At 73.3% G+C, this 23,663-nt stretch carries 25 protein-coding genes and 2 pseudogenes; 18 read left to right on the top strand and 9 right to left on the bottom strand.

Annotated elements, in window-relative coordinates:
• Positions 1–81 precede the first annotated feature (81 nt).
• From ACIA5A_RS08160 to ACIA5A_RS08135, 6 genes are all read left to right on the top strand, one after another.
• The gene (locus tag ACIA5A_RS08160; protein WP_396757924.1) at positions 82–1,455 is read left to right on the top strand and encodes a pyridoxal phosphate-dependent decarboxylase family protein; all 1,374 of its coding nucleotides are present in this window, start codon (positions 82–84) and stop codon (positions 1,453–1,455) included.
• A gap of 13 nt (positions 1,456–1,468) precedes the next feature.
• The gene (locus tag ACIA5A_RS08155) at positions 1,469–2,104 is read left to right on the top strand and encodes a hypothetical protein (protein WP_396757921.1); all 636 of its coding nucleotides are present in this window, start codon (positions 1,469–1,471) and stop codon (positions 2,102–2,104) included.
• A gap of 125 nt (positions 2,105–2,229) precedes the next feature.
• A complete protein-coding gene (locus ACIA5A_RS08150) occupies positions 2,230–2,631 on the top strand; it encodes a YbaB/EbfC family nucleoid-associated protein (protein WP_396757918.1) in 402 nt (133 codons plus the stop codon).
• The gene (locus tag ACIA5A_RS08145; RefSeq protein WP_396757915.1) at positions 2,618–2,938 is read left to right on the top strand and encodes a type VII secretion target; all 321 of its coding nucleotides are present in this window, start codon (positions 2,618–2,620) and stop codon (positions 2,936–2,938) included. Before ACIA5A_RS08150 ends, ACIA5A_RS08145 begins: the two co-directional genes overlap by 14 nt.
• Positions 2,935–4,083 (top strand): WXG100 family type VII secretion target, encoded by a 1,149-nt coding sequence (locus tag ACIA5A_RS08140; RefSeq protein WP_396757912.1) that lies wholly within the window; start codon positions 2,935–2,937, stop codon positions 4,081–4,083. Before ACIA5A_RS08145 ends, ACIA5A_RS08140 begins: the two co-directional genes overlap by 4 nt.
• Complete coding sequence (locus ACIA5A_RS08135; RefSeq protein WP_396757909.1) at positions 4,083–4,367, top strand: hypothetical protein; 285 nt, start codon at positions 4,083–4,085, stop codon at positions 4,365–4,367. The genes ACIA5A_RS08140 and ACIA5A_RS08135 overlap by 1 nt, the downstream gene beginning before the upstream one ends.
• Before the next feature lie 366 nt (positions 4,368–4,733).
• Here the strand turns inward: ACIA5A_RS08135 and ACIA5A_RS08130 are convergent, their stop codons facing one another.
• The 3 genes from ACIA5A_RS08130 to ACIA5A_RS08120 all read right to left on the bottom strand — a co-directional run bounded on the left by ACIA5A_RS08130 (position 4,734) and on the right by ACIA5A_RS08120 (position 7,167).
• Positions 4,734–5,408 (bottom strand): hypothetical protein, encoded by a 675-nt coding sequence (locus ACIA5A_RS08130; RefSeq protein ID WP_396757906.1) that lies wholly within the window; start codon positions 5,406–5,408, stop codon positions 4,734–4,736.
• A gap of 2 nt (positions 5,409–5,410) precedes the next feature.
• Positions 5,411–6,265, bottom strand: a complete 855-nt coding sequence (locus tag ACIA5A_RS08125; RefSeq protein WP_396757903.1) for a hypothetical protein — start codon at positions 6,263–6,265, stop codon at positions 5,411–5,413.
• A 437-nt stretch (positions 6,266–6,702) separates the two neighbouring features.
• Positions 6,703–7,167, bottom strand: a complete 465-nt coding sequence (locus ACIA5A_RS08120) for a YciI family protein (RefSeq protein WP_396757900.1) — start codon at positions 7,165–7,167, stop codon at positions 6,703–6,705.
• Positions 7,168–7,371: 204 nt separating this feature from the next.
• Between ACIA5A_RS08120 and ACIA5A_RS08115 the strand changes: the two are divergent.
• Positions 7,372–8,819 (top strand): annotated as a pseudogene (locus ACIA5A_RS08115) (nucleotidyl transferase AbiEii/AbiGii toxin family protein).
• Positions 8,820–8,929: 110 nt separating this feature from the next.
• The gene (locus ACIA5A_RS08110) at positions 8,930–9,661 is read left to right on the top strand and encodes a class I SAM-dependent methyltransferase (protein WP_396757897.1); all 732 of its coding nucleotides are present in this window, start codon (positions 8,930–8,932) and stop codon (positions 9,659–9,661) included.
• Between the two features lie 17 nt (positions 9,662–9,678).
• Here the strand turns inward: ACIA5A_RS08110 and ACIA5A_RS08105 are convergent, their stop codons facing one another.
• Positions 9,679–10,110, bottom strand: coding sequence for an NUDIX hydrolase (locus ACIA5A_RS08105; protein WP_396757895.1), 432 nt, complete (start codon positions 10,108–10,110; stop codon positions 9,679–9,681).
• Positions 10,111–10,239: 129 nt separating this feature from the next.
• On the opposite strand from ACIA5A_RS08105, the gene ACIA5A_RS08100 reads away from it, so the two are divergent.
• Both ACIA5A_RS08100 and ACIA5A_RS08095 read left to right on the top strand, forming a co-directional pair.
• On the top strand, positions 10,240–11,184 hold the full coding sequence (locus ACIA5A_RS08100; RefSeq protein ID WP_396757892.1) for a sugar phosphate isomerase/epimerase family protein: 945 nt from the start codon (positions 10,240–10,242) through the stop codon (positions 11,182–11,184).
• 80 nt (positions 11,185–11,264) lie between these two features.
• Entirely contained in the window at positions 11,265–11,885 is a 621-nt protein-coding gene (locus tag ACIA5A_RS08095; protein ID WP_396757889.1) for a class I SAM-dependent methyltransferase, read from the top strand.
• Between the two features lie 17 nt (positions 11,886–11,902).
• Here ACIA5A_RS08095 and ACIA5A_RS08090 read toward each other — a convergent pair whose 3' ends face one another.
• The 5 genes and pseudogenes from ACIA5A_RS08090 to ACIA5A_RS08070 form a co-directional block, all read right to left on the bottom strand.
• Positions 11,903–12,412, bottom strand: coding sequence for a pyridoxamine 5'-phosphate oxidase family protein (locus ACIA5A_RS08090; protein WP_396757886.1), 510 nt, complete (start codon positions 12,410–12,412; stop codon positions 11,903–11,905).
• 44 nt (positions 12,413–12,456) lie between these two features.
• Positions 12,457–12,822, bottom strand: coding sequence for a tyrosine-protein phosphatase (locus ACIA5A_RS08085; RefSeq protein WP_396757884.1), 366 nt, complete (start codon positions 12,820–12,822; stop codon positions 12,457–12,459).
• Between the two features lie 59 nt (positions 12,823–12,881).
• A pseudogene (locus ACIA5A_RS08080) lies at positions 12,882–13,028 on the bottom strand (tyrosine-protein phosphatase); the annotation flags it as partial.
• 63 nt (positions 13,029–13,091) lie between these two features.
• Positions 13,092–14,249, bottom strand: a complete 1,158-nt coding sequence (locus ACIA5A_RS08075; protein ID WP_396757881.1) for a mandelate racemase/muconate lactonizing enzyme family protein — start codon at positions 14,247–14,249, stop codon at positions 13,092–13,094.
• Complete coding sequence (locus tag ACIA5A_RS08070; RefSeq protein ID WP_396757878.1) at positions 14,246–15,244, bottom strand: LacI family DNA-binding transcriptional regulator; 999 nt, start codon at positions 15,242–15,244, stop codon at positions 14,246–14,248. The genes ACIA5A_RS08075 and ACIA5A_RS08070 overlap by 4 nt, the downstream gene beginning before the upstream one ends.
• 173 nt (positions 15,245–15,417) lie before the next feature.
• Here ACIA5A_RS08070 and ACIA5A_RS08065 point away from each other — a divergent pair, with 173 nt between their 5' ends.
• From ACIA5A_RS08065 to ACIA5A_RS08030, 8 genes are read left to right on the top strand one after another with little or no spacing between them, the layout of a single operon-like run.
• Positions 15,418–16,296, top strand: a complete 879-nt coding sequence (locus tag ACIA5A_RS08065; RefSeq protein WP_396757875.1) for an ABC transporter permease — start codon at positions 15,418–15,420, stop codon at positions 16,294–16,296.
• 17 nt (positions 16,297–16,313) lie between these two features.
• Positions 16,314–17,333: an ABC transporter substrate-binding protein gene (locus tag ACIA5A_RS08060; protein WP_396757872.1), complete on the top strand. Its 1,020-nt coding sequence runs from the start codon at positions 16,314–16,316 to the stop codon at positions 17,331–17,333.
• Between the two features lie 5 nt (positions 17,334–17,338).
• Positions 17,339–18,160, top strand: a complete 822-nt coding sequence (locus ACIA5A_RS08055) for an ABC transporter ATP-binding protein (protein WP_396757869.1) — start codon at positions 17,339–17,341, stop codon at positions 18,158–18,160.
• 20 nt (positions 18,161–18,180) lie between these two features.
• Positions 18,181–19,332 carry a Gfo/Idh/MocA family protein gene (locus ACIA5A_RS08050; protein WP_396757866.1) on the top strand — a complete coding sequence of 384 codons (1,152 nt, stop codon included), beginning with the start codon at positions 18,181–18,183 and terminating at the stop codon, positions 19,330–19,332.
• Entirely contained in the window at positions 19,329–20,492 is a 1,164-nt protein-coding gene (locus ACIA5A_RS08045; RefSeq protein ID WP_396757863.1) for a dihydrodipicolinate synthase family protein, read from the top strand. The genes ACIA5A_RS08050 and ACIA5A_RS08045 overlap by 4 nt, the downstream gene beginning before the upstream one ends.
• Positions 20,489–21,328: a sugar phosphate isomerase/epimerase family protein gene (locus tag ACIA5A_RS08040; protein WP_396757860.1), complete on the top strand. Its 840-nt coding sequence runs from the start codon at positions 20,489–20,491 to the stop codon at positions 21,326–21,328. Before ACIA5A_RS08045 ends, ACIA5A_RS08040 begins: the two co-directional genes overlap by 4 nt.
• On the top strand, positions 21,328–22,470 hold the full coding sequence (locus ACIA5A_RS08035; protein WP_396757857.1) for a glycerate kinase: 1,143 nt from the start codon (positions 21,328–21,330) through the stop codon (positions 22,468–22,470). The genes ACIA5A_RS08040 and ACIA5A_RS08035 overlap by 1 nt, the downstream gene beginning before the upstream one ends.
• A complete protein-coding gene (locus tag ACIA5A_RS08030) occupies positions 22,467–23,633 on the top strand; it encodes an SGNH/GDSL hydrolase family protein (RefSeq protein ID WP_396757854.1) in 1,167 nt (388 codons plus the stop codon). The genes ACIA5A_RS08035 and ACIA5A_RS08030 overlap by 4 nt, the downstream gene beginning before the upstream one ends.
• Positions 23,634–23,663: the final 30 nt, after the last annotated feature.

Here is a 23,663-nt window from a genome sequence, read left to right as displayed (position 1 = left end):
GCGGGTCACTCCGTACTCACTCCGAGTCCACCCGGCTCCCACCGGCGCGTCCGGTCCCGCAACCGCCGGTAGGGTGCGGCGATGGACGAGCTGCGGAAGCTGTTCCGGCAGGCCGCCGACCACGCGGCCGACTACCGGCGGTCACTGCCGGAACGGCCGGTCGGGACGCCTGTCGACCGGGACGCGCTGAACGAGGCGTTCGCCGTCGCGTTGCCGGCCGCGCCCACCCCGCCGGAGCGGGTGCTGGCGGAACTGGTGGCCGCCGCCGAGCCGGGACTGGTCGCCACCGCCGGGCCCCGCTACTTCGGCTTCGTGGTGGGCGGCGCGTCCCCGGCGGCCACCGCCGCCGACATGCTCGCCGCCGGCTGGGACCAGCTCGCGTTCAACGCGGTCACCTCGCCGGCCGCGGTGGCCGCCGAGGCGGCGGCCGGCACCTGGCTCAAGGAACTGCTCGGCATCCCGGCGACGGCGTCGGTCGGCTTCGTCACCGGCGGCCAGGCGGCCAACACGGCCGGGCTCGCGGCCGCCCGGCACCAGGTGCTCGCCGACGCCGGCTGGGACGTGGAACGGCGCGGGCTGCTCGGCGCGCCACCGGTGCGGGTGCTCGCCGGCGTCGAACGGCACGCCACCGTGGACCGGTCGCTGCGCCTGCTCGGCCTCGGCACCGACGCGCTACGGGAGGTGCCCACCGGCCCGCAGGGCGCCGTCGACCCCGGCGCGCTGGCCGCCGCGCTGCGCGAGCGCGAACCCGGACCGACAATCGTCTGCCTCCAGGCCGGCAACGTGAACACCGGCGCGTTCGACGAGCTGCGGTCGGCGTGCGACCTGGCGCACCGGCACGGCGGCTGGGTGCACGTGGACGGCGCGTTCGGGCTGTGGGCCGCCGCCAGCCCGGCCACCCGGCACCTGGTGGACGGCGTCGAGGCGGCCGACTCGTGGGCCTGCGACGGCCACAAGTGGCTGAACTTGCCGTACGACACCGCGTTCGCGTTCTGCGCCCGCCCCGACGTGCACGCGGCGGCCATGTCGTACGCGGCCGCGTACCTCGTGGGTTCCGGTGGGGCTCCGGCGGGCGCGGACCTGACCGCGGAGTCCTCGCGGCGGGCCCGTGGCTTCGCGGCCTGGGCCGGCCTGCGAGAGCTGGGCCGCGACGGGGTGGCCGCGCTCGTCGAGCGGTGTTGCGCGCTGGCCCGCCGGTTCGCCGGCGGGCTTGCCTCGGCGGGGTTCGAGGTGGTCAACGACGTGGTGCTCAACCAGGTGCTGGTCGGCTTCGGCGACGACACGGCCACCGACCGGGTCATCGCCGCGGCGCAGGCCGACGGGACGTGCTGGGTGGGCGGCACGACGTGGCGGGGACGGCGGCTGATGCGGATCTCGGTGTCGAACGCGACCACCACGGAGGCGGACGTGGACCGCTCGGTGGCCGCGATCGTCCGGCTGGCGGCGACGGCATGATTCACTCAGCGGCATGACCTGGCGGCGGGCGGCTCTCGCAGCGGTGGCGTTGGTGGTGACCCTGGCGGCGGTCGGCGGTTGGCGTTGGTGGCACCAGCGCCCACCCTACGGTCCGGAGGCGCTCCACCTCCGGTCGTCGTTGGAGTTCGTCACCTACGACGAGGCGCAGGCCGCGCTCGGCGCGGCCTACCAGGCGCCGGTGGTGTCGAACGGTGACCAACTGGTGCTGGGCCGGGTGTCCTGGCAGGCGCCGCCGGTCCCGCTGAACGGCGGACACTTCTCGCTCTTCCTCGTCGACAGGCGCACCGACCTCAAACCGCCGGTGTTCGCGGTGGCCGCGCCGCAGGAGAGCGTCGGCATGGGCAGCGCCGGGACGGACCAGCGGATCGCCGACCGCTACCCCTGGTCGCGCGGAGCCGGCGGCGTCCAGGTCGGCGAAAACGAGTGGTACAGCGGCGGAAGCCGGCTGGCGATCGTGGACGCCGGGGCCTCACCGGTGGCCTTCGTGGCACTCTTCCCGCGCCTGGAGAGGCAGCTCCGGGACCTTCCGATCGCCAGCGCGCCGGTGACGCTGCCCGACCTGGTGCTGGCGCTGGTCTACCAGGGACCCGACGACCAGGTCTACTGGGCGCAGCGACTCCAGGGTTGACCCATGCCCCTCCTACACGGCTGATGGTCGCTCCGCTGTCCGGGACCCGCAGACGAACGGGACATACACCGAGCGCGACCGGTTGATATCGTCACCGTCACGAGTGTCCCCTGGGGAGGGTGGCCATGTGGGCGGACGAGGCCGCGCTGGACGCGGCGGGACGCCGGCTCGACGAGTGGGAGTCGGGCCTCGCCGCGCGGGCCGCCCGCGCGCACGCCCTGTCCGCACGCACCCAGGCGCTGACCGGCGCCGCCCGCAGTGACGACGGCCTGGTCGAGGTGACAGTCGACGCCGCCGGGCTGCTGGCCGACCTTCGCCTCGACGAACGCATCCGCCGGCACTCCGCCGCCCACACCGCCCGACAGGTCGTGGCCACCACCCGGGCCGCGCGCGCCGACCTGCTGCGCCGGCTCACCGAGGCGACCGCCGAGACGCTCGGCGCGGACGACCCGGCCGCGCGCGCGATCGTCGAGTCCCACCGGCGGCGGCTCGACCCCGACCAGGGCCCGCCGGATGCCCGACGGTGAGATCCTCCAGGTCGACCCGGACGAGCTGACCGCCCACGCCGCCCACCTGGATCGCTGCGCCGACAGCATCGACACGGCCCGCCAGGCCGGGCTGCGCGTCCGGCTCGGCACCGACGCGTACGGGCAGCTCTGCCAGATCATGCCGGTGCTGCTCAACGGCCTCCAGCGCACCCTGGTCGACGGCGTCGAAGCCGCCGCCACGTCCGTCCGCGACACCGCCGGCAAGGTCCGCACCGGCGCCGAGCGCTACCGCGCCTCCGACGCCCACGCCGCACACCTGCTCGACCAGGCGCGGAACCGCAGGTGACCACCAACCCGCTGGTCGCCGGCGCGGCGGACACCGGGCCCAGCGCCTGGGCGGGCATCTGGATCTGCGAGGACATCGAACTCATCGCCCAGGGCGTGCGCGCCGGCAGCTGGATCGACGGCACCCTGGGCGTGGTCAGCGCCGGCCTGGACGCGCTCGCGATCGTGTCCGACCCGGCCAGCGCCCTCCTGCAGTACGGCATCGCCTGGCTGATCGAGCACGTCAAACCGCTCAGCGAGGCCCTCGACTGGCTCGCCGGCGACCCCGCCGAGATCACCGCGCACGCCCAGACCTGGCGCCACGTCGCCGCGTCGCTGCGCGAGGACGCCGCCGACCTGGCCCACGCGGTCCGCACCGAGGTCGCCGGCTGGACCGGAGTCGCCGGCGCCGGCTACCGACGCTGGGCCGACGAGCAGCAGCAGGCCGTCATCGGCCTGGCGCGGGGCGCCGAGGCGATGGCCGCGATCACCGAGGGCGCCGCCGGCCTGGTCGCCGCCGTCCGGCTGCTGGTCCGCGACGCCGTCGCCGCCTGCGTCTCGCGCCTGATCGTGTACGCGGCGGAACTGGTCGCCAGCGCGGGGCTGGCGACGCCGCTGGTCGTGGAGCAGGTCACCACGACAGTGGCGTCCTGGGCGGCGCGGATCGCGCGGTTGTTGCGGGGGTTGTTGGCCAGTTTGCGACGGCTGATGCCGGAGGTGCGGCGGCTCGGCGAGCTGATCGACAGGCTGAAGCAGGCCCTGAGCCGATCGCGTCCAGCGGAACCTAGACCACCTGACGACCTCAGTCGAGTACGCGGTAAAGGGCGCGGTCCTCGGATGCCGATGAACATGGAGGCGGTGCAGCGCGTCGCCGCCAAATACGGCGTCGATGTCTCCGACATCCAGATCACGATCAACAATCGGATGTCCGGGTTGTGCGGGATCACCAGGGCCGATCAGTCCGTCATGCTGTGCCGAGATGCATTCCGAAGCGAGGAGGATCTGGTGCGAACCCTCGAACATGAGCGTTTTCACGTCTCGGAGCTTCGTGAGGGACGCCCGTATCCAAAGACGCGCGAGGAGGCGGACGCCTTCGAGGATCGAGCCTATGCCCGCGAAGATGAGTGGTGGCAGAGTCAACCAGTCAGGCCGGGAGGAGCGGATTGATGGCGACGTTCGAAGGTTGGCTTGACGCGTACGAGGTCGTCTACCGCACCTTGCCGGCCGCGTCGAACCTGCAATGCCCGAACTGCGGCCACCGAACGCTGCGCATAGTGTTCACCGGTCCCACCGAAGCGGACTACGGCTACGTCTCGTTCTGGTGTGACACATGTCTAGAGGGCATTCACCTGTCCCGGGCACCGGTCCCGGCCGGCGTGACTGCGCGCTCCATCGACGCTTCGGCAGAGGAGCGCAACAGGGGGATACCCAACTATCGCCTGGTGACATAGTGCCGTAGTCACAGGTCGCGTCACTGCCAAGGATCCAGGCGGTCTTGGTCGTTTCGGCGTTCAGGCCGGCGTCTCGGGCGAGGGCCAGCATGTCCGGCTCCGGATCCACGCCGACGACCACGCCCAGTCGGGCGGCAAGCGGGATGCTCAATTGCCCGGTACCGCAGCCGAGGTGGACTACCGTGTCCTTGGGGTCGAGGTGGAGCGCGGCGAGCGCTCGGGGCGAAAGCTGCACCGGTGCCGGGCGTAGTGGGTGGCCACCTCACCGCTAACGCCGGTTGTCATGACGGAAGCCTCCCGCCGCCGGCGGCACCGAGCGAGCCATTCTGCTCTGGGCATGCCCACGCAGTGCGACGTCTGAGAGGTTCAGCGGTACTGACGCCGCTGTGCGGCCACGATCTCGCTTCGCATCTCAGGTGGCAGTTCGACCACCTCCACATGGACGTCGAAGGTACGGAGTGCGCTGGCCGCCCAGGACCGGGACGTGGTGAAGTGCCGGGCCGCTTCCTCGTCGGACAGGCAGAGCACCATCCGGGGCCGCGCGGGAAGTGTCGAGGCAACGAACAGAAGTCGCATCGCATCGGCGAGAACCTTGTGCTTCTGCGCGGACTTGGGCGGCCCCTGATGCGCCCACGCCTCCACGAGGATGGTGAGGCCCTCGTCGGCACCGTCCACCTCGACCCGCGCACCGTCGGGCAGAAGGAACCTGCGAGGTCGCAACGACTGTCCCAGACGTTCACCCAGCAGGGCGAGCATGATGCCTTCGGCCCGACGCTGGGCGGCGCTGTCCCCCGCCGGCGGCGCCGGCGGAACCTCCTGCGCGACGATCGTGTCCACCGGATCGGTACGGATCTCGTTCACCATTTTTCCGCCGACGCCGATGTATCGGCGCAGCCGGTGGTCCTGCTCCAGCCTGCGACACGCCTGGTTGATCGTCTGCCGGGGCTGTACGCCCAGCCGTCGCGCGAGTTCGTCGTCGTCGAGCGGCGCCCGGGCGCGGATCAACTCCTGCATGACACGCTCCGCGATCGTCACCGTCATGCTTAGCTCCTTCGTCCCGGCGTCGAGCCGGTGCGCCGCGCCGTCGTCGTGAATGCCGACGTGACGTCACGGCCGTCGGTCAGCACGTCCGCCAGCCGGATCCGGACACCAGCCCGTACCACCTCCGTTCCTCGGCCGAACGACGCTGGCATCCGCCGGGTACGCCACTTCCGCAACGGCACCGCCGCCTCCCGCTTCTGCCGTTTGAGGGTCGCCTCGGCGGCGATCACGTCGGCGTGGCGTCCCTCGACCACCTCCACCAGTTCCGCACCCGCCAAGAGGTGTTGCCGGACCCGACGGGCGCCGCCGACGCCGAACTTGAGCAGACCACGATGGCGGACCAGATAAAGCAGGTAGGTGGTGTCCTGCAAAGCGGTGAACGACCGGTCCCCGGGCTCGGGGGAACACTGCGGACAGGACCGCTCACGAAGCCGCTGCCAGGCTCCGCACCGGTCGTGGACGCCCCAGGTGCCGTGGGACGACGTCCCGGTCCGTTCGCCGCACCACGGCAGCCCGTGTACGTCACCGGTCAGGTCGTTCCAGCCGTCACGACGACGCCTGTCGAGTTCCACGCCGAGGGCGATCGCGGCCTGGAACTCCGCGGCGTCACGTGCCGGAATGGCATCGGTGGACGTGAGGCCGGCAAACCGACGAATCTGGTCCCCGAGCGCGGCTTCGAGCGGAACGCGGGCGAGCAGACGTTCCCCGGCGCCGAGGGCGAAGCCGGTCGAGCGTTCGTCCAGGCAGACGTGGCACCGGGTCCGCCACCGGGTATGGCAGACCCGATGGGTGCCACAGATTCGACATCGGTAGAGGTCAGCCGTGCTGTCCTCCGGCAACACGTAGAGCCGTTCCATCTGGTTCTCCACCAAGGCGGCGCACGGGTGGCAGTGGGCGTACCAGGCGATGTCCGGACCGCGACTACGCGAGTCCGCCCGGCCGTGCACGGCCTCGCCGCAGTTGACGCACACCACCTCGGCCGGTCGATCGGTGGTCTTCCGACGGCGGGTCATTCGTTCGAGGCGCCGGTCCGGGCCGCGACCGCAACCATGAGTGCTCCTGCCTACCTGGGCGTGGTCCGGCCAGCCAACCAGACGTGCGGGGTGGATCAACACGTCGGTCAGGAACCCGACTCCTCGCCCTTCGCGCCGCCCCGGACGACGTCACCGAAGAGCTGTGGTCTCGCTCGGCCGGGACGGCACGATCGTCGCCATCCGCGTCACCGACCGGCGCGACTGAGGCAGCGCGGGGTGCCGACCGGTCGACGCGGAGCGCACCGGCCCGCCTTTCTCGATCAAGGCCGCCCACCGAACTGCCAGTTGTGCACCTCGACGTCGGCGTACCGGTCCGGGCTCAGGAGGGCGCGTGCCCGGTCCGGGTCAGCCGCCCGCACCAACGCCGCCGTGCCCAGCCAGGCCGAGGCGTCGTCGGACAGCAGCGGCCCGTACGCGATCAGCTCGTCCGGGTTGGCCGGCACGGCGAGGTCGGTGGGTTCGCCGGCGCCGAGGCCCAGCACCAGGTAGCGGTTGCCGCCGGACTGGCCTCCCGGGAACTCCCACATGGTGCGCCCCAACGTGTTGCGCCACCGGCGCACCAGGACGTCGCGGTACACGCCGGCCTGGTAGTTGGGCTCGTCTAAGGCGAACGTACGGGCGGCGGCGGGGTCGGGCAGGTCGACGATGTGCAGGCTGCCGGTGGCGGTGCCGTCCTCGGCTATGGTCGGCCCCCGGGCGATCAACTCCGACGCGTATCGGTCCATGTAGGACTCGTCGAGCCGGGTCGATCACGGTGGTAGCACAGGAACTCCATGTCCCACAGTCTGACGTCCTAGACTCCACCGGGGCAGGACTTGTCGGGGGACTTCGAGATTCACCTCACCGCCCACGCCCACCAGGCGGACGATCTGGCCGCGTTCGCCACCCGGCACGGGATCAGGTTCGTGCACATCGTGCTCGACCGTGGCATGTACGCCACCCAACCGATGCTCACGCTGACCGGGCGCGGCACGCTCGGCGAGCAGCATGCCGTGGCGCAGCACTGGCGGCAGGAGCTGCGTGCGGCCGGCATCCACACCTGCCGTACGAAGATCGAGGCGGCGCCGTGGTGCGTCGGTGTGCCGCAGTCGGACGAGCAGGCGGCGGCCGAGCCGGGCGGAAGATACTTCGAGCACCACATCAAGCTGCTGTTGACCGGCACGACGGTGGCGGACATGGTCGCGCTTGCCGACCTGGTCGCACCGCACGGCGCCCGACTGTCCCGTAACGCCCGCCGGAAACGGTCGGACGGTACGCGGGAGCGGTTCGTCAACCAGCGCTGTCACGGGGTCGGACTGGCCACCGCCCGGCAGTGCCTGGACGTACTCGTCGGCACCCTCCGGGGAGCGGGCCACGAGCCCCTCGCGGTGGAGCAGGAGTACGTCGTGTCCGACAACGGCCCGAGTCTCGACAGTGGTTGGCTGGACGGACCGGCCGATCAGGTGAACACGTACACGATGAAGCGCGAGAACGTGATGAGGTCGGCGCCGGCCGCTTCCCCGGACTACCCGCCGACCTACCAGCCGCTGCCCGCCGACGCACCCGTCCGCCAGCGGGCGGCGTTCGATCCGGCCCTCAAGCAGTACCCGAACGCGTACCGGGCCGGCGAGCCCGATTTTCTCGACGCCGCCGCCGGCCGGCGTTGGCGCACCGCTCGACGGGCGGCGATGAGCCAGGTCTTGGCCGCCATCGCCGGAACGGGCTGGGGCCGGCACATGGTCCTTCGGGGCAGCGTCGCCATGGCGGCTCAGGTCGGCGCGGGTGCCCGCGAGCCAGGGGACCTCGACTTCGTCGTGGTCCCGCACACCGTCACCAGCGGCAGCGGCGACGCCCGCGAGCTGCTCGACGCCGTGAAGGCCGCCGTGCGGGCGGCTCCGGGCGCGGGGCTGCGGGCGGACCGGATGTCGAGTCGGCGATCTGGACCTACGAGCGCGCCGACGGCCGTCGCCTCGTCGTCCCGTTCACCGCGTCCGACGGGCCCGAGGGTCACGTACAGATCGACGTGGTCTTCGGCGAACAACTCCCCCTTCCGCCCGAGACACTGACGCTTCCCGGCGTGGATGCGCCGGTGCTGGCCGCGCCCGCCGAATTGGCGCTGGCCTGGAAGCTGATGTGGCTGGCCACCGACAGCTATCCGCAGGGCAAGGATCTCTACGACGCCGTCCTGCTCGCCGAGCACACCAGCGCCGAGCTGGCCTTGGTCCGCCGGCTGATGCGTCCGGAGCTGGGCGCCGAGGCCGACGCCTTCACCGCCGAGACGGTGCTGAGCTGGGACGTCGACTGGACCAACTTCACCGACGAGTGCCCGGGCGTCGCAGGCACCGGCGAGCGGTGGTTGAAGCGGCTCGCCCTGGCCCTCGACCGCGCCTGGGCCTGACGCTCGACGGGACGGCCGCGCTGCACGGGTGTGGGTGACGCGCGCGGGTGGGATGCGTGGCTCGTCACAATGCTTGCCCCGGCACACCGACGAGGAGTTGGCTCGACGGCATGGCGCGCATCGCGTATGACGACACCGACGCCGAGGCCTTCGCGGCGACGCGCCACCTCAGCGACGACGGTCTCGCCGCCTGGCGGCACGCCGTCGCGAACCATCTGGCTCCGAGGCCGGGCATGCGCCTGCTCGACCTGGGCGCCGGCACCGGGAGCTGGGCGGAGGCGTTCACCGCCTGGTTTCCCGGCGTCGAGGTGGTCGCGGTGGAGCCGTCGCCGGCCATGCGCGCCCGGTGCGGGTTCCGGCCGGTCCTCGCGGGTGACGCCACGGGCATCCCGCTCGGCGACGGCAGCGTCGACGGGGCGTGGCTCTCCACGGTCGTGCACCACCTGCCGGATCTGGCCGTCGCGGCGCAGGAGCTGCGCCGGGTGGTGCGGCCGGGCGGCCCGGTGCTGATCCGGTCGGCGTTCGCCGGCCGGCACGAGGGGATCACGCTGTTCCGCCACTTCCCGGAGGCGGTCCGCGTGCTCGACTCCTACCCGTCGGTCGCCGACGTCGGGGCGGCGTTCACCGCCGCCGGTTTCGCCACCGCCGTGGTCGAGCCGGTCCCGCAGGTCACCGCGCCGTCGCTGCGAGAGGCGGCGGCCACGCTGCGCCGGGAGGCGCACACCCCGCTCCAGCTCATCGCCGATCACGAGTACGCGGCCGGCGTCGCCCGTCTCCGCGAGGCCGCGCGGGTGGACGCCGGGCCGGTCGTGGACGTGTTGGACCTGCTCGTCCTGCGCTGAGAGGTGGGGCGCACCCGTCAGGTGGCGTCGGCGGCGGGCCGGGTCTCGGCCAGGTGCATCGGCAGCACCTTAGCCGTGCTGACCGCCAACTCCCGGTCGAGCACCTCGTCGCGGGGCACGAAGACCATGGCCTGCCCCTCGCCGAGCACCACGTCCTCCGGCCGTGCGTCGGTCTCGCCCCGGAAGACGTGCACGGTGACGGTGTGCGGGAAGCCCTCCTCGTGCGGGCGCGGGCCGCTCCAGAACAGACGCAGCTCACCGGCGGTGAGTCCGGTCTCCTCGAACAGCTCGCGGCGGGCGGCCTCCTCGGACGTCTCGCCGGGTTCGATGCTGCCGCCCGGCAGGCTCCACTGCTGCGGTGAGACGGGCGCGTTGCCGTCGCGGTGCTGCATGAGGATCGCGCCGGTCCGGTCGACGAGCAGGACGAGGGCTACGTCGTAGAAGGCCACGGCCCGAGCATGTCACATCGGGCCTTTCGCCTCGCAGAGACAAAAGTCGAGATGGGAACAACGAAAGCCATGGACATATCGACAGGTCTTTTGTAGCGTCGGCGCAGGCCGGCCGAGAGGAGAACCGTCATGTGCTACGGATTCGACGGGGAGGGCGCGCTGCGGCGGTCGCTCGACCGACGCAACCTGCTGCGCGGCTCCCTGGCGGCGCTCGCCGGCGTCGGCCTGGCCGCCGGGTCGGGCGCGACCGCGGCCCAGGCCGGCGGCGGGCACCACCACGGCCGGCGGCACGTGCCGAAGGAGCTGATCAGCCTCCAGCTCTGGACCGTGCGTGACGCTCTCAACGGCTCCCCCGGCTACGACGCGACGCTCGCCCACCTGGCCCGGATCGGCTATCCCCGGGTGGAGCTGGCGCTGGGCTACTTCGGCCGCACCGCCGCGCAGTTGCGCCGGTTCCTCGACGGCATCGGCATCAAGGCCACCTCCAGCCACGACGGGATCGCCGCCGACGCGGCCGGCCTGGCGCAGAAGATCGCCGACGCCCGGACGCTGGGCCAGCGGTTCATGGTGGTGCCCTACCTGAACTCCGACCGCGAGGACGACTGGAAGCGCTGGGCCGAGCAGATGAACGTGGAGGCCGCCGCCGCGCGCCAGGCCGGCCTGCGGTACGGCTACCACAACCACGCGCACGAGTTCACCATCGACTTCGGCAACGGCCGGCGCCCGTGGGACGTGCTCACCGAGGAGCTGGACCCGCGCCTGGTGCACCTGGAGATCGACCTGTACTGGGCGGTCACCGGTGGCATCAACTCCGGTGAGGGCGTCGACGACCCGGAGGGCTTCGCGCTCGACGTCATCCGCTGCGCCCCGCAGCGGGTGCTGCAATATCACGTCAAGGACCGCGACCCGGTCACCGGCGACATGGCCGACCTGGGCACCGGGATGATCGACTTCGCCCGGATCTTCCGCCGGCACCAGGTGCTGGAGTACATCGTGGAGAACGACACCCCCGACGTGACCCCGCAGCAGACCGCCGCCGTCGGCTACCGCTACCTGCGCCGCCTGACCTACTGACGGGCATGGTGGGGCGGCGGGCCGCCGCCGGAGGTGGCACGCTCGGGTCGAGGGTCAGGCGCCGAGCGAGGGGGTACGCGATGACCGACGAACCGGACGTCGTCCACTACGACCGCCTCTATCGCGACACCAGCGACACCGGGCGCCCGCCGTGGGAGATCGGCGGCCCGCAGCCGGCGCTCGCCGCGGTGCTCGACACCGGGGTACGCGGCCCGCGCGTGCTCGACGTCGGCTGCGGCACCGGTGAGCTGGCCCTGGCACTGGCCCGCCTCGGCCACGACGTGACAGGCGTCGACCTGTCGCCGGTGGCGATCGCGCTGGCCCGGGCCAAGGCCGCCGCGGCCGGCCTGACCGTGCGCTTCGAGGTGCACGACGCCACCCGCCTGCCGGTGCCGCCCAGGCCTTACGACTCGGTGTTCGACTCCGGGCTGCTGCACACGCTGGACCGGCGCGGGGCCGCGGTCGGCGACTACCTGGCGTTGCTGCCGCGCCTGACCGCGCCCGGCGGGACCGTGTTCGTGCTGGCCGTGTCCCCGGAGGCGGGCGGAGGCTGGGGCCTGGACGCCGACGCACTGCGGTCGGCGTTCCCCGAACCGACCTGGACGGACACCACGGTCGAGCCGATCGACGTGCTCGCCCGCGTCGACACCGAGGACCTTCACCTCCCCGGCCACCTCCTGCGCACCACCCGCCGACGCTGAGCGGGTCCCGTGGTGCGTCAGCGGCGCCAAAGCTGGCGTGGCGCGTAGCCCTCGCGGCGCAGCCAGTGCTCGGTGTAGACGATGCGCTGCGCCTCGACGAGCACGAGTGTCTCCTCGGGAGGCTCGGTCAGCGGCCGGCCCCGCTCGGCGTGCTCGTTCTGCCAGCGGAACGCCGACCAGTGGTGGGCGTGGTCCGGGTGGTCCGGGGCGAGCACCCGGGCGGCGCCGAACACCTGTGCGCCGCGGCTGCTGGCGAGCCCGACCAACGGCGCGAACACGCCGACGGACACCCTCGGGTCGGCGGCGATGTTACGCATCTTCGGTGAGCGCGGCGCGGCGGTGAACATCAGCGTGAAGTCGAGCGGGTAGTAGCGCACCGGCGTGGCCAGCGGCCCGTCCGGACCGACTGTCGCCAGGACGCACATGTTCTGCGACGACAGCAGGTTGAGGATGCGTTCCTCGAGGCGTTCCCGGTCGAGCTTCCGCGTCGGCGTCGGCTCGGCCAGCCACGGATTCGTCAACGGCACGCGACGTCCTCGATCATGGCGGCACCCTACCGGGCCGGCCGCGCTCAGGTGAGCCGGGCGCGGACGGCGGACAGGTGGGCGGGTGTCACGCCGGAGCCGAGCAGATAGTCGGTCACGCCGCCGTATCGCGCGTGCAGGTGCGCCCAGGTGTTGGTGATCATGGAGGCGGGCGCGTTCTCGGTGAGCGCGTAGTCGGCGGCGATCGCGTCCACCGGCACGCCTGCGGCGTGCAACGCGAGCGCCACCAGCACGCCGGTGCGGTCCCGACCGGCGTGGCAGTGCACCACCACCGCGCCGGGCGGCGCCTCGGCGATCGCGGTGAGCGCCGCGGCCAGGCGCTCCCGGCTGGCGTCGACGAGCAACCGGTAGCTGTCCGGCGGATGTCCTCGTCGCCGGTCGGATCGAAGCACGCCGGGACGAGTCGGTAGCACGCGTCGGCGGCGAGCGGACTCGGGTCCGCCGCCGCCTCGGTCCGCCAGCGCAGGTCGAGCACGCGGCTCACCCCGTACGCCCGGAGGGCGTCGAGTCCGGCGGCGCCGAGCCGGCGGTGGTTGTCGGTGCGGACCAGCGCCCGCTCGCGGATCCGGCCGCCGGCGGCGGTCGGCGCGCCGCCCACGTCGCGGGCGTTGCGCAGGTCGGGCCAGGCCAGCCGGGGCACGGACCGAGCGTACGCCGGGTGTCAGGCCCGGTCGAGCACGTCCACGGCCAGCTCGCGGACCACCGACTCGTCCACGTCGACGCCGAGGCCCGGCCCGGTGGGCACGGTGGCGACCCCGTCGCGCACCCGCACCGTTTCGCCTGTCGCGTAGGAGGAGGTGAGGAACTGCCGCCCGTTGAGGTCGACCGGGGTGTCGACGCCGAACGCGGCGAACAGGTGCAGCGAGGCGGCCAGGCCGAGGTCGGAGTCGGTGAGCCCGGAGCCCATCAGTCGCACCCCGGCGTCCTCGGCGAGCGCGCACAGCCGCCGCGACAGGGTCAGCCCGCCGCTGCGTTGCACCTTGGCGATGGCCACGTCGACGGCGTCGAGCTTGACGAAGGTGGCCAGGTCGCTGGGGTGGCGCAGGCTCTCGTCGAGCGCGATCGGCACCGGCGACGCGGCGCGCAGCCGGCGCAGCCCGGCGACGTCGTTGGCGGGCAGCGGCTGCTCGAACGCGGTGACGTCGAGGTCGGCCAGGCGGCGGGCCATCCGCAGCGCGGCGTCGGCGGTGTACGCCTGGTTGGCGTCGACCCAGAGCGCGGCGTCTCCGGCGGCGTCGCGCACCGCGCGGACCACGGCGGCGTCCTCGGCCTCGGCGTGCAGTCCGACCTTGACCTTGAACGCCTGGTAGCCGAGCGCGCGTCCCTCGGCGACCGCGTCGGCCACCTCGGCGGCGCTCTGCCCGGCGACGATCCAGCCCAGGTCGACGGTGTCGCGGCGGCGCTGCCCCCAGAGCACGCCGACGGAGACGCCCAGGGCGCGGCCGAGCAGGTCGTGCAGGGCGATGTCGACGGCGGCCTTGGCCAGCGGCGCGCCGATCGTGAACCCTCGGTTGATCGCGCGGTCGAAGGCGCTGGTGACGCCGTCGAGGTCCCAGGCGGGCCGGCCGAGGATGGCCGGGGCGAGGTAGCGGTCGATCGTGGTGACGATGGACTCGGCGGTCTCGTAGGTCCAGGCCGGGATCGGGGTGGCCTCGCCCCAGCCGGTGACGCCGTCCGCGCCGACCTTGACCAGCACCCGGATGCTCGGGGTGCCGGCGACGGCGACCGCGCCGCCGGAGACGCCGAACGAGCGGATGGTGGGCAGCGCGACCGCGTACGTCTCGACGCGGTCGACGGTGAGGCCGGCGAGCGCGTTCACGCGCCCACCTTGGCGGTGCTGGCGCGCAGGACGACCTCGCCGGTCATCCGCACGATCCGTCGCCGGCGGCTGGTGTTCTCGGTGAGCGCCAGCTCCATCACCTTCTCGCCGAGTTCGCGCAGCGGCAGCGCCACGGTGGTCAGCGGCGGGGTGAGGTCGCGGACGATCGGGATGTCGTCGAACCCGGCGACGGAGACGTCGCCGGGCACGGTGAGCCCGCGGTCGCGCAGCGCCGCGTACGCGCCGATGGCCATCACGTCGGTCAGGGCGAACACGCAGGTGGCGTCGAGGCCCCGGTCGAGCAGCTCGGTCATCGCCTGGTAGCCGCCGTCGCGGGTGAACGGCCCCTCGACCACGTCTGCCGGGTCGAGCGTGGCACCGGCGGCGGCGAGTTCGTCGCGGAAGCCGCCCAGGCGGTCGATGACCGTGGTGAGCGCGTGCGGGCCGGAGAGCACCGCGAAGCGGCGGTGGCCGAGGTCGAGCAGGGCGCGGGCCATGGCGGCGGCGCCGGCCCGGTTCTCCGGGAGCACGCTGTCGACCTTGAGGCTGCGGTGCCGGCTGACCACGGCGACCCGGCCGCCGCCGTCGAGGTAGGGCTTCAGCTCGGCCTCCATGGCCCGTTCCCAGCGGGTGTCCTCGAAGCCGGAGCCGATGAGCAGGATGGCGGGCGCGCGTTCGGCGCGCAGCATCGACACGTACGCGATCTCGCGTTCCGGGTCGCGGAACGTGCTGGCGAGCATGACCAGCAGGTCGTTGGCGCCGGCGATGCGCATGACCCCGCCGGCGATGGCGGCGAAGTAGGGGTCGGTGACGTCGTGGCAGATGACGCCGACGGTGCGGTGGGAGGCGCCGGCCAGCGCGCGGGCGTGCGCGTTGGGGGCGTAGGCGAGTTGGGCGGCGGCGGCCAGCACGCGGTCGCGCAGTTGCGGGGTGACGCGCATGCCGTTGAGCGCGCGGGAGGCCGTGGCCAGCGAGACGTCGGCGGCTCTGGCCACGTCTTCCAGGGTCACGTGCGTCCGTGGCTGCATCGATTTTCCCCCTGCGGAACGTCTTGACCGGCTTGTTTCGGCGTGGTTACCGTAGCATCCTGAAAGCGCTTACTGAAAGCGCATTCAGGGCCGAGTCCCCGACCTCACCGGGGTTGTCGGCCCCCGGAGAACGGAGGGTCATGGCCGCGCAGAGCACCATCGAGCAGCCCGGACGGACCAGCCCGCCCGGACGCCCCACGCCGGCCGCCCGCCGCTCGGGCGGGCCCGGCGCCGCCGTGCTCCGGTTCGCCGGACGCACCTGGCGGCCGGCCGCGGTCCTCGCGGCCATCCTGGTCCTCTGGTGGGTGGTCACCGCCGCCGAGCTGGTCAAGCCCTACCTGGTCCCGTCGCCGTCGGCCACGCTGGACGTGGTGCGGGCCCAACCCGGCTCCTTCGCCCACCACACCTGGATCACCACCTACGAGACAGTGCTCGGCTTCGTCATCGCGATCGCCGTCGGCGTGCTGTCGGCGGTGGTGATGGTCTACTCCCCCACGGTCGAGAAGAGCCTCTACCCGCTGCTGCTGTTCGCCCAGGTCATCCCGAAGATCGCGATCGCGCCGCTGTTCGTCGTGTGGCTCGGCTTCGGGCTGTCGCCGAAGGTGGTCGTCGCGGTCCTGATGGCGTTCTTCCCGATCGTCATCTCCACCGTCACCGGGCTGAAGTCGATCGACCCGGAGATGCTGCAACTCTCCGCCACCATGGGCGCCGGACCGGCGCAGACGTTCCGCAAGATCCGGTTCCCGGCCGCCCTGCCGCACCTGTTCGCCGGCCTCAAGGTCGCCGCCACGATGGCCGTCACCGGCGCCGTGGTGGGCGAGTTCGTCGGCGCCAACGAGGGCCTCGGCTACGTGATCCTGCAGGCCAACGGCAACCTCGACACCCCGACGCTGTTCGCCGGGCTGGTCGTCATGTCGCTGCTCGGCGTCGTCCTGTTCGTCGTCGTCGAACTGCTGGAGCACCTCGTCCTGCCGTGGCACGCCAGCCGCCGCACCGATGCCACCACCACCACGATGTGAAACGGAGTCATCCGCAGATGAAGAAGCGTTTCCTCACCGCCGCGCTGCTGCCGGCGTTCCTGGTCTCCGTCACCGCCTGCGGCTCGTCCGGCGGGGGCGAGCAGGCCAAGAGCGCCGACGGCAAGGACAAGGTCACCCTGACGCTCAACTGGTACCCGTACGGCGAGCACGCCCCGTTCTACCTGGGCCAGAAGAAGGACATCTTCGCCAAGCACGGCATCGACCTCACCATCAACGCCGGGCAGGGCTCGCAGAAGACCGTGCAGGCCACCGCCGCCGGGCAGACCGACTTCGGCTGGGCCGACACCCCGGCGCTGCTCTCCGCGGTCGGCCAGGGGATGGACGTCAAGAGCGTCGGCGTCTTCCTGCAGACCACCCCGTCGTCGGTGCAGTTCTTCAGCGACAAGAACATCAACGCCCCGGCCGACCTCAAGGGCAAGACCATCGCCTCCACCGCAGGCGACGCGCTGAGCAAGACGTTCCCGGCGTTCCTCAAGGCCAACGGGCTCGCCGCCGGCGACGTCACGCTGCAGAACACCGACCCGGCCGGCAAGATGGCCGCGGTCATGTCGGGCAAGACCGACGCGCTGCTCGGCTTCGCCAGCGACCAGGGCCCGACCATGCAGGAGAAGGCCGGCAAGCAGGTCTCCTACCTGAAGTTCGCCGAGCACGGGCTCAACTTCTACAGCAACGGGCTGATCGCCTCCGCCGACACCATCAAGAACAAGCAGGACCTGGTGAAGCGGATGGTCACCGCCAGCAGCGAGGCGTGGACCGCGGCCCAGGCCGACCCGGCCGCCGCGGTCGAGGCGATGGCCGGCGCGTCCCAGCAACTGCCCTCGGCGAAGGTGCTCACCGACCAGTTCAACGCCACCCTGCAACTGCTGCACACCGACGCCACGAAGGCCATGGCCCCCGGCGTCAACGACGAGGCCGACTGGCAGAAGACCATCACCGTCTTCGCCGACGCCGGCGTGATCAGCAAGGCGGAGTCGCCCACGTCCTACTGGGACGCGAGCTTCGCCCCGAAGGGATGAGCCCGATGACGGTCGGCGACGCCACCACCTCCACCGCCGCGAACGCCACCGCGACCGGCGCGGCAGTCGAGATCGACCAGGTGGCGGTGCGGTTCCGCACCAAGAAGAAGGACGTCACCGCGCTGCGCGACGTGACGCTGCGGATCGCCCCCGGCGAGTTCGTCGCCATCGTCGGCGCCTCCGGCTGCGGCAAGTCGACGCTGCTGAAGCTGGTGTCCGGGCTGTTGCGCCCGTCGTCCGGCGAGGTCCGCCTGGACGGCGAGCAGGTGCGGGGGCCACGTCGCGACATCGGGTACGTCTTCCAGCGCGCCGCGCTGCTGGAGTGGCGCAGCGCCCGGCGCAACATCCTGCTCCAGGCGGAGATGCGGCGGTTGCCCAGGGCGCAGGCCCGCGCCCGGGTCGACGAGCTGATCGCGATGACCGGGCTGACCGGCTTCGAGGACGCGTACCCCAACGAGCTGTCCGGTGGCATGCAGCAGCGCGTGGCGCTGTGCCGCGCGCTGCTGCACCGCCCCCCGGTGCTGTTGATGGACGAGCCGTTCGGGGCGCTCGACGCGCTCACCCGGGAGCAGATGAACGTCGAGCTGCGGCGCATCTGGCGGGAGACCGGCACCACCGTCCTGCTCGTCACCCACTCCATCGCCGAGGCCGTCTACCTCGCCGACCGGGTGATCGTCATGACCCCTCGACCCGGCACCGTCGCCGAGGTCATCGACGTCGACCTGCCCGCGGAGCGGGACTACGGCCGGACCATGGCCGATCCCGTCTTCGCCCGCGCCACGGGACGCATCCGCGACCTGCTGGGCGCGACGACGTCCGCCGACTGAGCACTGGGAAGGACACACACGTGGAGCGCACGTCTATCGGGATCATCCTCAACGGCGTGACCGGACGGATGGGCTACCGGCAGCATCTGGTCCGGTCCCTGCTCGCGATCCGCGAGCAGGGCGGACTGCCCGCCCGCGACGGCAGTCGCATCTGGCCGGAGCTGACCCTGGTGGGGCGCAACGAGGCCCGGCTCGCCGAGATCGCCGCCCGGCACGGGCTCACCTCGTACACCACCGACCTGGAGGCGGCGCTCGCCGACGACGCCCACCAGATCTACTTCGACGCGCAGGTCACCGCCCAGCGGGAGAAGGCGATCCGGGCGGCGATCGACGCCGGGCGGCACGTCTACACCGAGAAGCCGCTCGCCGAGGGGCTGGACGGGTCGCTGGAGCTGGCCCGCCTCGCCGCCGCCCGGGGCGTCAAGAACGGGGTGGTGCAGGACAAGCTGTTCCTGCCCGGCCTGCGCAAGCTCAAGCGGCTTGTCGACGGCGGGTTCTTCGGCCGGATCCTGTCGGTGCGCGGCGAGTTCGGCTACTGGGTGTTCGAGGGCGACTGGCAGGACGCGCAGCGCCCGAGCTGGAACTACCGCGCCGAGGACGGCGGCGGCATCACCGTCGACATGTTCCCGCACTGGCACTACGTGCTGGAGCAGATCTTCGGCCGGGTCACCGCCGTCACCGCGGTCACCGCCACGCACATCCCCGAGCGCGTCGACGAGAACGGCATCGCCTACCCGGCCACCGCCGACGACGCCGCGTACGGGATCTTCGAGCTGGCCGGCGGCGCCATCGCCCAGATCAACTCGTCCTGGGCGGTCCGGGTCTACCGGGACGAGCTGGTCGAGTTCCAGGTCGACGGCACCCACGGCAGCGCGGTCGCCGGGCTGCGCGACTGCCGCATCCAGCACCGAGGCGCGACCCCGATGCCGGTGTGGAACCCGGACCTGCCGGTCACCGAGCCGTTCCGGGCGCAGTGGCAGACCGTCCCGGACAACGCCGACTACGACAACGGGTTCAAGGTGCAGTGGGAGGCGTTCCTGCGGCACGTCGTCGACGGGGAGCCGTTCCCGTGGGACTTCCTGGCCGGCGCGCGCGGCGTGCAGCTCGCCGAGGCCGGCCTGCGCTCGGCCCGCGAGGGCCGCCGGGTCGAGATCGAGGAGATCGACAGGTGAGCGCACGCATCACCCTGCCCGTCTCGGGCGGCGGCGTCGAGACGCTGACCCTGCGCGAGCCGGCCGGCTGGCAACGGCCGGCCGCGCCGCCGACCAGCCGGATCGCGTACGCGGCGGCGCACGTGGTCGCCGACCCGCGCGCCGACAACGCGCCGGGTGAGCCGGCGCGGCTCGACTGGGACGCCACGCTCGCGGTGCGGCACGACCTCTGGTCCTGGGGACTCGGCGTGGCCGAGGCGATGGACACCGCGCAGCGCGGCATGGGGCTGGACTGGCCGGCCACCCGCGAGCTGATCCGGCGCAGCGCCGCCGAGGCCGCCACCTGCGGCGGGCGCATCGTCGCCGGGGCGGCCACCGACCAGCTCACCGGCGTGGCCGACACGCTCGACGACGTCGTCGCCGCGTACGCCGAGCAGGTCGCGTTCGTGCAGGAGTGCGGCGCGGTCGCGGTGGTGATGGCCAGCCGGCAGCTCGCCGCGCTCGCCACCGGACCCGACGACTACCGGCGCGTCTACGAGCAGGTGCTGGGCGCCAGCGGCGCGCCTGTGGTGCTGCACTGGCTCGGCGACATGTTCGACCCGGCCCTCGCCGGCTACTGGGGCTCGACCGACTTGGACGACGCCACCAAGACGTTCGCGGCGCTGGTGCACGCGCACGCCGACGTCGTCGACGGGGTGAAGGTGTCGCTGCTCGACGCCGACCGGGAGGTGCGGCTGCGCGAGCTGCTGCCGCCGTCCGTCAAGGTCTACACCGGCGACGACTACCACTACCCGGAGCTGATCGCCGGTGACGGCGCCCGGTCCAGCCACGCCCTGCTCGGCGCGTTCGCGGCGATCGCCCCGGCCGCGTCGGCGGCGCTGCAACGGCTCGACGCCGGCGACCCGGCCGGGTTCCGGGCGATCCTCGACCCGACCGTGCCGTTGTCGCGGCACGTGTTCGCGCCGCCCACCCGCTACTACAAGACCGGCATCGCGTTCCTCGCCTGGCTCAACGGGCGGCAACCGGGCTTCACCATGGTCGGCGGCCTGCACGGCGGGCGCAGCGTCCCGCACCTGGTCGAGGCGTTCCGGCTGGCCGACGCGGCCGGGCTGCTGCTCGACCCGGAGCTGGCCGCCGCGCGGATGCGCGCCTACCTGGCCGTGGCGGGGGTGACCGGATGACCGCCGATCCGCGGCTGGCGAAGCTGTCGCTCAACCAGCGGACCACGCAGCGCTGGTCGGTGCGGGAGGCGGTCGACGGGTGCGTGCGTGCCGGCATCGGCGCGATCGGGCTGTGGCGCGAACCGGTCGCCGAGATCGGCGTACCGGCCGCGGCGAAGCTCGTCACCGACGCCGGGCTGCGGGTGTCGTCGCTGTGCCGGGGCGGGTTTTTCACCGCCGTCGGCCAGGCCGCGCGGGCCGAGGCGCTTGCCGACAACCGGCGCGCGATCGACGAGGCCGCCGGCCTCGGCACCGACTGCCTGGTGCTTGTCGTCGGCGGCCTGCCGCCCGGCTCCCGCGACCTGCGCGGCGCGCGGCGACGGGTCGCCGACGCGCTCGCCGAGCTGGCCCCGTACGCGGGCGAGCGCGGCGTGCGTCTCGCGCTGGAGCCGCTGCACCCGATGTACTGCGCGGACCGGGCGGTGCTGTCCACGCTCGGGCAGGCCCTCGACCTGGCCGAGGCGTTCCCGACCGAGCAGGTGGGCGTCGTGGTGGACACGTTCCACGTCTGGTGGGACCCGGACGTGTGGCGGCAGATCGCCCGCGCCGGGGCGCGGATCGCCAGCTTCCAGGTCTGCGACTTCCTCACCCCGCTCCCGGCCGACGTGCTGCTCGGGCGCGGCATGATGGGCGACGGGCACATCGACTTCCCGCCGCTGCGCCGCGCCGTGGAGGCGGCGGGATACGCCGGTGACACCGAGGTGGAGATCTTCAACGCCGAGGTCTGGGCGACCGACCCGGACCGGGTGCTCGCCACCATGGCCGAGCGTTACGTCGAGCTGGTGCTGGCCGACTGATGCGGGTGATCGTCGCGCCGGACTCGTTCAAGGGCTCGCTGACCGCCCGCGACGCGGCCCGCGCCCTCGCGGACGGGTGGCTGGCCCGCCGGCCCGACGACGACGTACGCCTGCTCCCGCTCGCGGACGGCGGCGAGGGCACGCTCGACGCGTTCGCCGCCGCCCGGCCCGACGCGGTGTGGCACACCACCACGGTGCCGGGGCCGGACGGCCGGCCGGTCGACGCCGGCTGGCTGCTGCTGCCCGAGGGCACCGCGGTGCTGGAGCTGGCCCGTTCCAGCGGCCTGCCGCTGCTGGGCGCGCCGGAGCCCCGGCACACGCACACGTACGGCCTGGGCGCGGTCGCCGCCGCCGCGCTCGACGCCGGGGCCACCGCCCTCGTGATCGGGCTCGGCGGCTCGGCGAGCACCGACGGCGGCAGCGGCGCGCTGCGCGCCCTCGGACTGCGGCTGCGCGACAGCCGGGGCCGGGACCTGCCGCTCGGCGGCGCCGCGCTGGCCGACCTGGCCGACCTCGACCGCGCCGGGCTGCGCCCCGCCCCGCCCGGCGGGGTGCGGCTGCTCGTCGACGTGACCGCGCCGCTGACCGGCCCGAGGGGCGCCGCCGCCGTGTTCGGACCGCAGAAGGGCGCCGGCGGAGACGACGTGGCCGCCCTGGACGCCGCGCTGCGCCGCTTCGCCACGCTGGCCGGCGGCGACCCGGACCGGCCGGGCGCGGGCGCGGCCGGCGGCACCGGGTACGGCCTCGCCGCGCTCTGGGGCGCGCGGATCGTGCCCGGCGCGGCGGCGGTCGCCGAGCTGGCCGGCCTCGCCGAGGCGCTGGCCGGCGCCGATCTGGTGCTCACCGGCGAGGGCCGGTTCGACGAGACGTCGCTGGGCGGCAAGGTGGTGGGCGCGTTGCTCGACACGGCCGCCGCCGCCCGCGTACCCGTGCAGGTGGTCGCCGGTCAGCTCGGCGCCACGCCGCCGGGCGCGGTGACGGCTGCGGTGTCGCTGGTCCACCTGGCCGGGTCGGTGGAGTCGGCGTTGGCCGACCCGGGTCGGTGGCTGCACGCGGCCGGCGACCGGCTGGCCGCGCGGGTCCGGCCTGTCGGACAGAACACGTGGCCGTCCCCGTCGCCGGCCGGCAAGATCGGGACATGACCTCCGCGCGCCCCTCGCTCACCACGCCGATCACCGCCGACCTGCTGCGCGGCGCGCTCGACCTGGAACGCACCCCCCAGGGCGTGCTGCCGCACCGGCTGCCGGCGCGGGCCCGGGCGCAGAACACCGACCCCCAGGTGGCGATGGCCGAGGCGATGCCGTCCGGCGTACGGCTGGTGTTCCGTACCCGCGCCACCGCCGTGGAGCTGGACGTCCTCGCCACCAAGATGGTCTACCGGGGCGCGCCGCCGCGCCCGGACGGCCGCTACGACCTGCTCGTCGACGGGCGGCTCGCCGGGCAGGCCACGGCCGGCGGCGGCAAGGTGCTCGCCATCGACCTGACCACCGGCACCACGACCGTCGAACCGGGCCCGGTCGCCGCGGTGCGCTTCGCCGACCTGCCCGCCACCGACAAGGAGGTGGAGATCTGGCTGCCGCAGCGGGAGATCACCGAGCTGGTGGCGCTGCGCACCGACGCGCCTGTGGCGCCGGTCGGAGACCGGGGCCGGCGGGTGTGGCTGCACCACGGCAGCTCGATCAGTCACGGCTCGGACGCGGAGAGCCCGACCGGCACCTGGCCGGCGGTCGCCGCCGGTCTCGCCGGCGTGGAGCTGGTCAACCTCGGCTTCAGCGGCAGCGCGCTGCTCGACCCGTTCACCGCGCGGGCGATGCGGGACACCCCGGCCGACCTGATCAGCGTGAAGATCGGCATCAACCTGGTGAACAGCGACGCGATGCGGCTGCGCGCGTTCACCCCGGCGGTGCACGGCTTCCTCGACACGGTGCGGGACGGGCACCCGGACACCCCGCTGCTTGTGGTGTCGTCGATCCTGTGCCCGATCCAGGAGGACACGCCGGGCCCGGGCGCGGCCGACTTCAGCACCGGCGCGCTGCGGTTCGTCGCCACCGGCGACCCGGCCGAGCAGGCCGCCGGCAAGCTCACCCTGCGGGTGATCCGGGCCGAGCTGGCCCGGATCGTGGCGCAGCGGGCGGCCGAGGACCCGAACCTGCACCACCTGGACGGGTTGGCGCTCTACGGCGAGGCCGACTTCGCCGAGCTGCCGCTGCCCGACCAGTTGCACCCCGACCCGGTGGCGGACCGCCGCATCGGCGAGCGGTTCGCCGCGCTGGCGTTCGGCCCGGACGGCCCGTTCGCCGGCTGAGCGCGGGGCAGCGGGCGGCGCGGGGGAGTC

Origin of the sequence: Micromonospora sp. NPDC051300 (assembly GCF_044455315.1) — a bacterium.
In the GTDB taxonomy this organism is placed as follows: domain Bacteria; phylum Actinomycetota; class Actinomycetes; order Mycobacteriales; family Micromonosporaceae; genus Micromonospora; species Micromonospora robiginosa.
The sequence above is the reverse complement of the archived record's forward strand: the minus strand, read 5'-3'. Positions and strand labels throughout refer to the sequence as shown.

Coding starts and splice junctions, on each gene's coding strand:
- ACIA5A_RS08060 (WP_396757872.1), top strand. CDS start 16,314: ATGAAGAAGCGTTTCCTCACCGCCGCGCTGCTGCCGGCGTTCCTGGTC.
- ACIA5A_RS08145 (WP_396757915.1), top strand. CDS start 2,618: ATGCCCGACGGTGAGATCCTCCAGGTCGACCCGGACGAGCTGACCGCC.
- ACIA5A_RS08065 (WP_396757875.1), top strand. CDS start 15,418: ATGGCCGCGCAGAGCACCATCGAGCAGCCCGGACGGACCAGCCCGCCC.
- ACIA5A_RS08125 (WP_396757903.1), bottom strand. CDS start 6,265: ATGGAACGGCTCTACGTGTTGCCGGAGGACAGCACGGCTGACCTCTAC.
- ACIA5A_RS08110 (WP_396757897.1), top strand. CDS start 8,930: ATGGCGCGCATCGCGTATGACGACACCGACGCCGAGGCCTTCGCGGCG.
- ACIA5A_RS08035 (WP_396757857.1), top strand. CDS start 21,328: ATGCGGGTGATCGTCGCGCCGGACTCGTTCAAGGGCTCGCTGACCGCC.
- ACIA5A_RS08160 (WP_396757924.1), top strand. CDS start 82: ATGGACGAGCTGCGGAAGCTGTTCCGGCAGGCCGCCGACCACGCGGCC.
- ACIA5A_RS08130 (WP_396757906.1), bottom strand. CDS start 5,408: ATGACGGTGACGATCGCGGAGCGTGTCATGCAGGAGTTGATCCGCGCC.
- ACIA5A_RS08055 (WP_396757869.1), top strand. CDS start 17,339: ATGACGGTCGGCGACGCCACCACCTCCACCGCCGCGAACGCCACCGCG.
- ACIA5A_RS08135 (WP_396757909.1), top strand. CDS start 4,083: ATGGCGACGTTCGAAGGTTGGCTTGACGCGTACGAGGTCGTCTACCGC.
- ACIA5A_RS08150 (WP_396757918.1), top strand. CDS start 2,230: ATGTGGGCGGACGAGGCCGCGCTGGACGCGGCGGGACGCCGGCTCGAC.
- ACIA5A_RS08095 (WP_396757889.1), top strand. CDS start 11,265: ATGACCGACGAACCGGACGTCGTCCACTACGACCGCCTCTATCGCGAC.
- ACIA5A_RS08120 (WP_396757900.1), bottom strand. CDS start 7,167: ATGGACCGATACGCGTCGGAGTTGATCGCCCGGGGGCCGACCATAGCC.
- ACIA5A_RS08155 (WP_396757921.1), top strand. CDS start 1,469: ATGACCTGGCGGCGGGCGGCTCTCGCAGCGGTGGCGTTGGTGGTGACC.
- ACIA5A_RS08030 (WP_396757854.1), top strand. CDS start 22,467: ATGACCTCCGCGCGCCCCTCGCTCACCACGCCGATCACCGCCGACCTG.
- ACIA5A_RS08100 (WP_396757892.1), top strand. CDS start 10,240: ATGTGCTACGGATTCGACGGGGAGGGCGCGCTGCGGCGGTCGCTCGAC.
- ACIA5A_RS08040 (WP_396757860.1), top strand. CDS start 20,489: ATGACCGCCGATCCGCGGCTGGCGAAGCTGTCGCTCAACCAGCGGACC.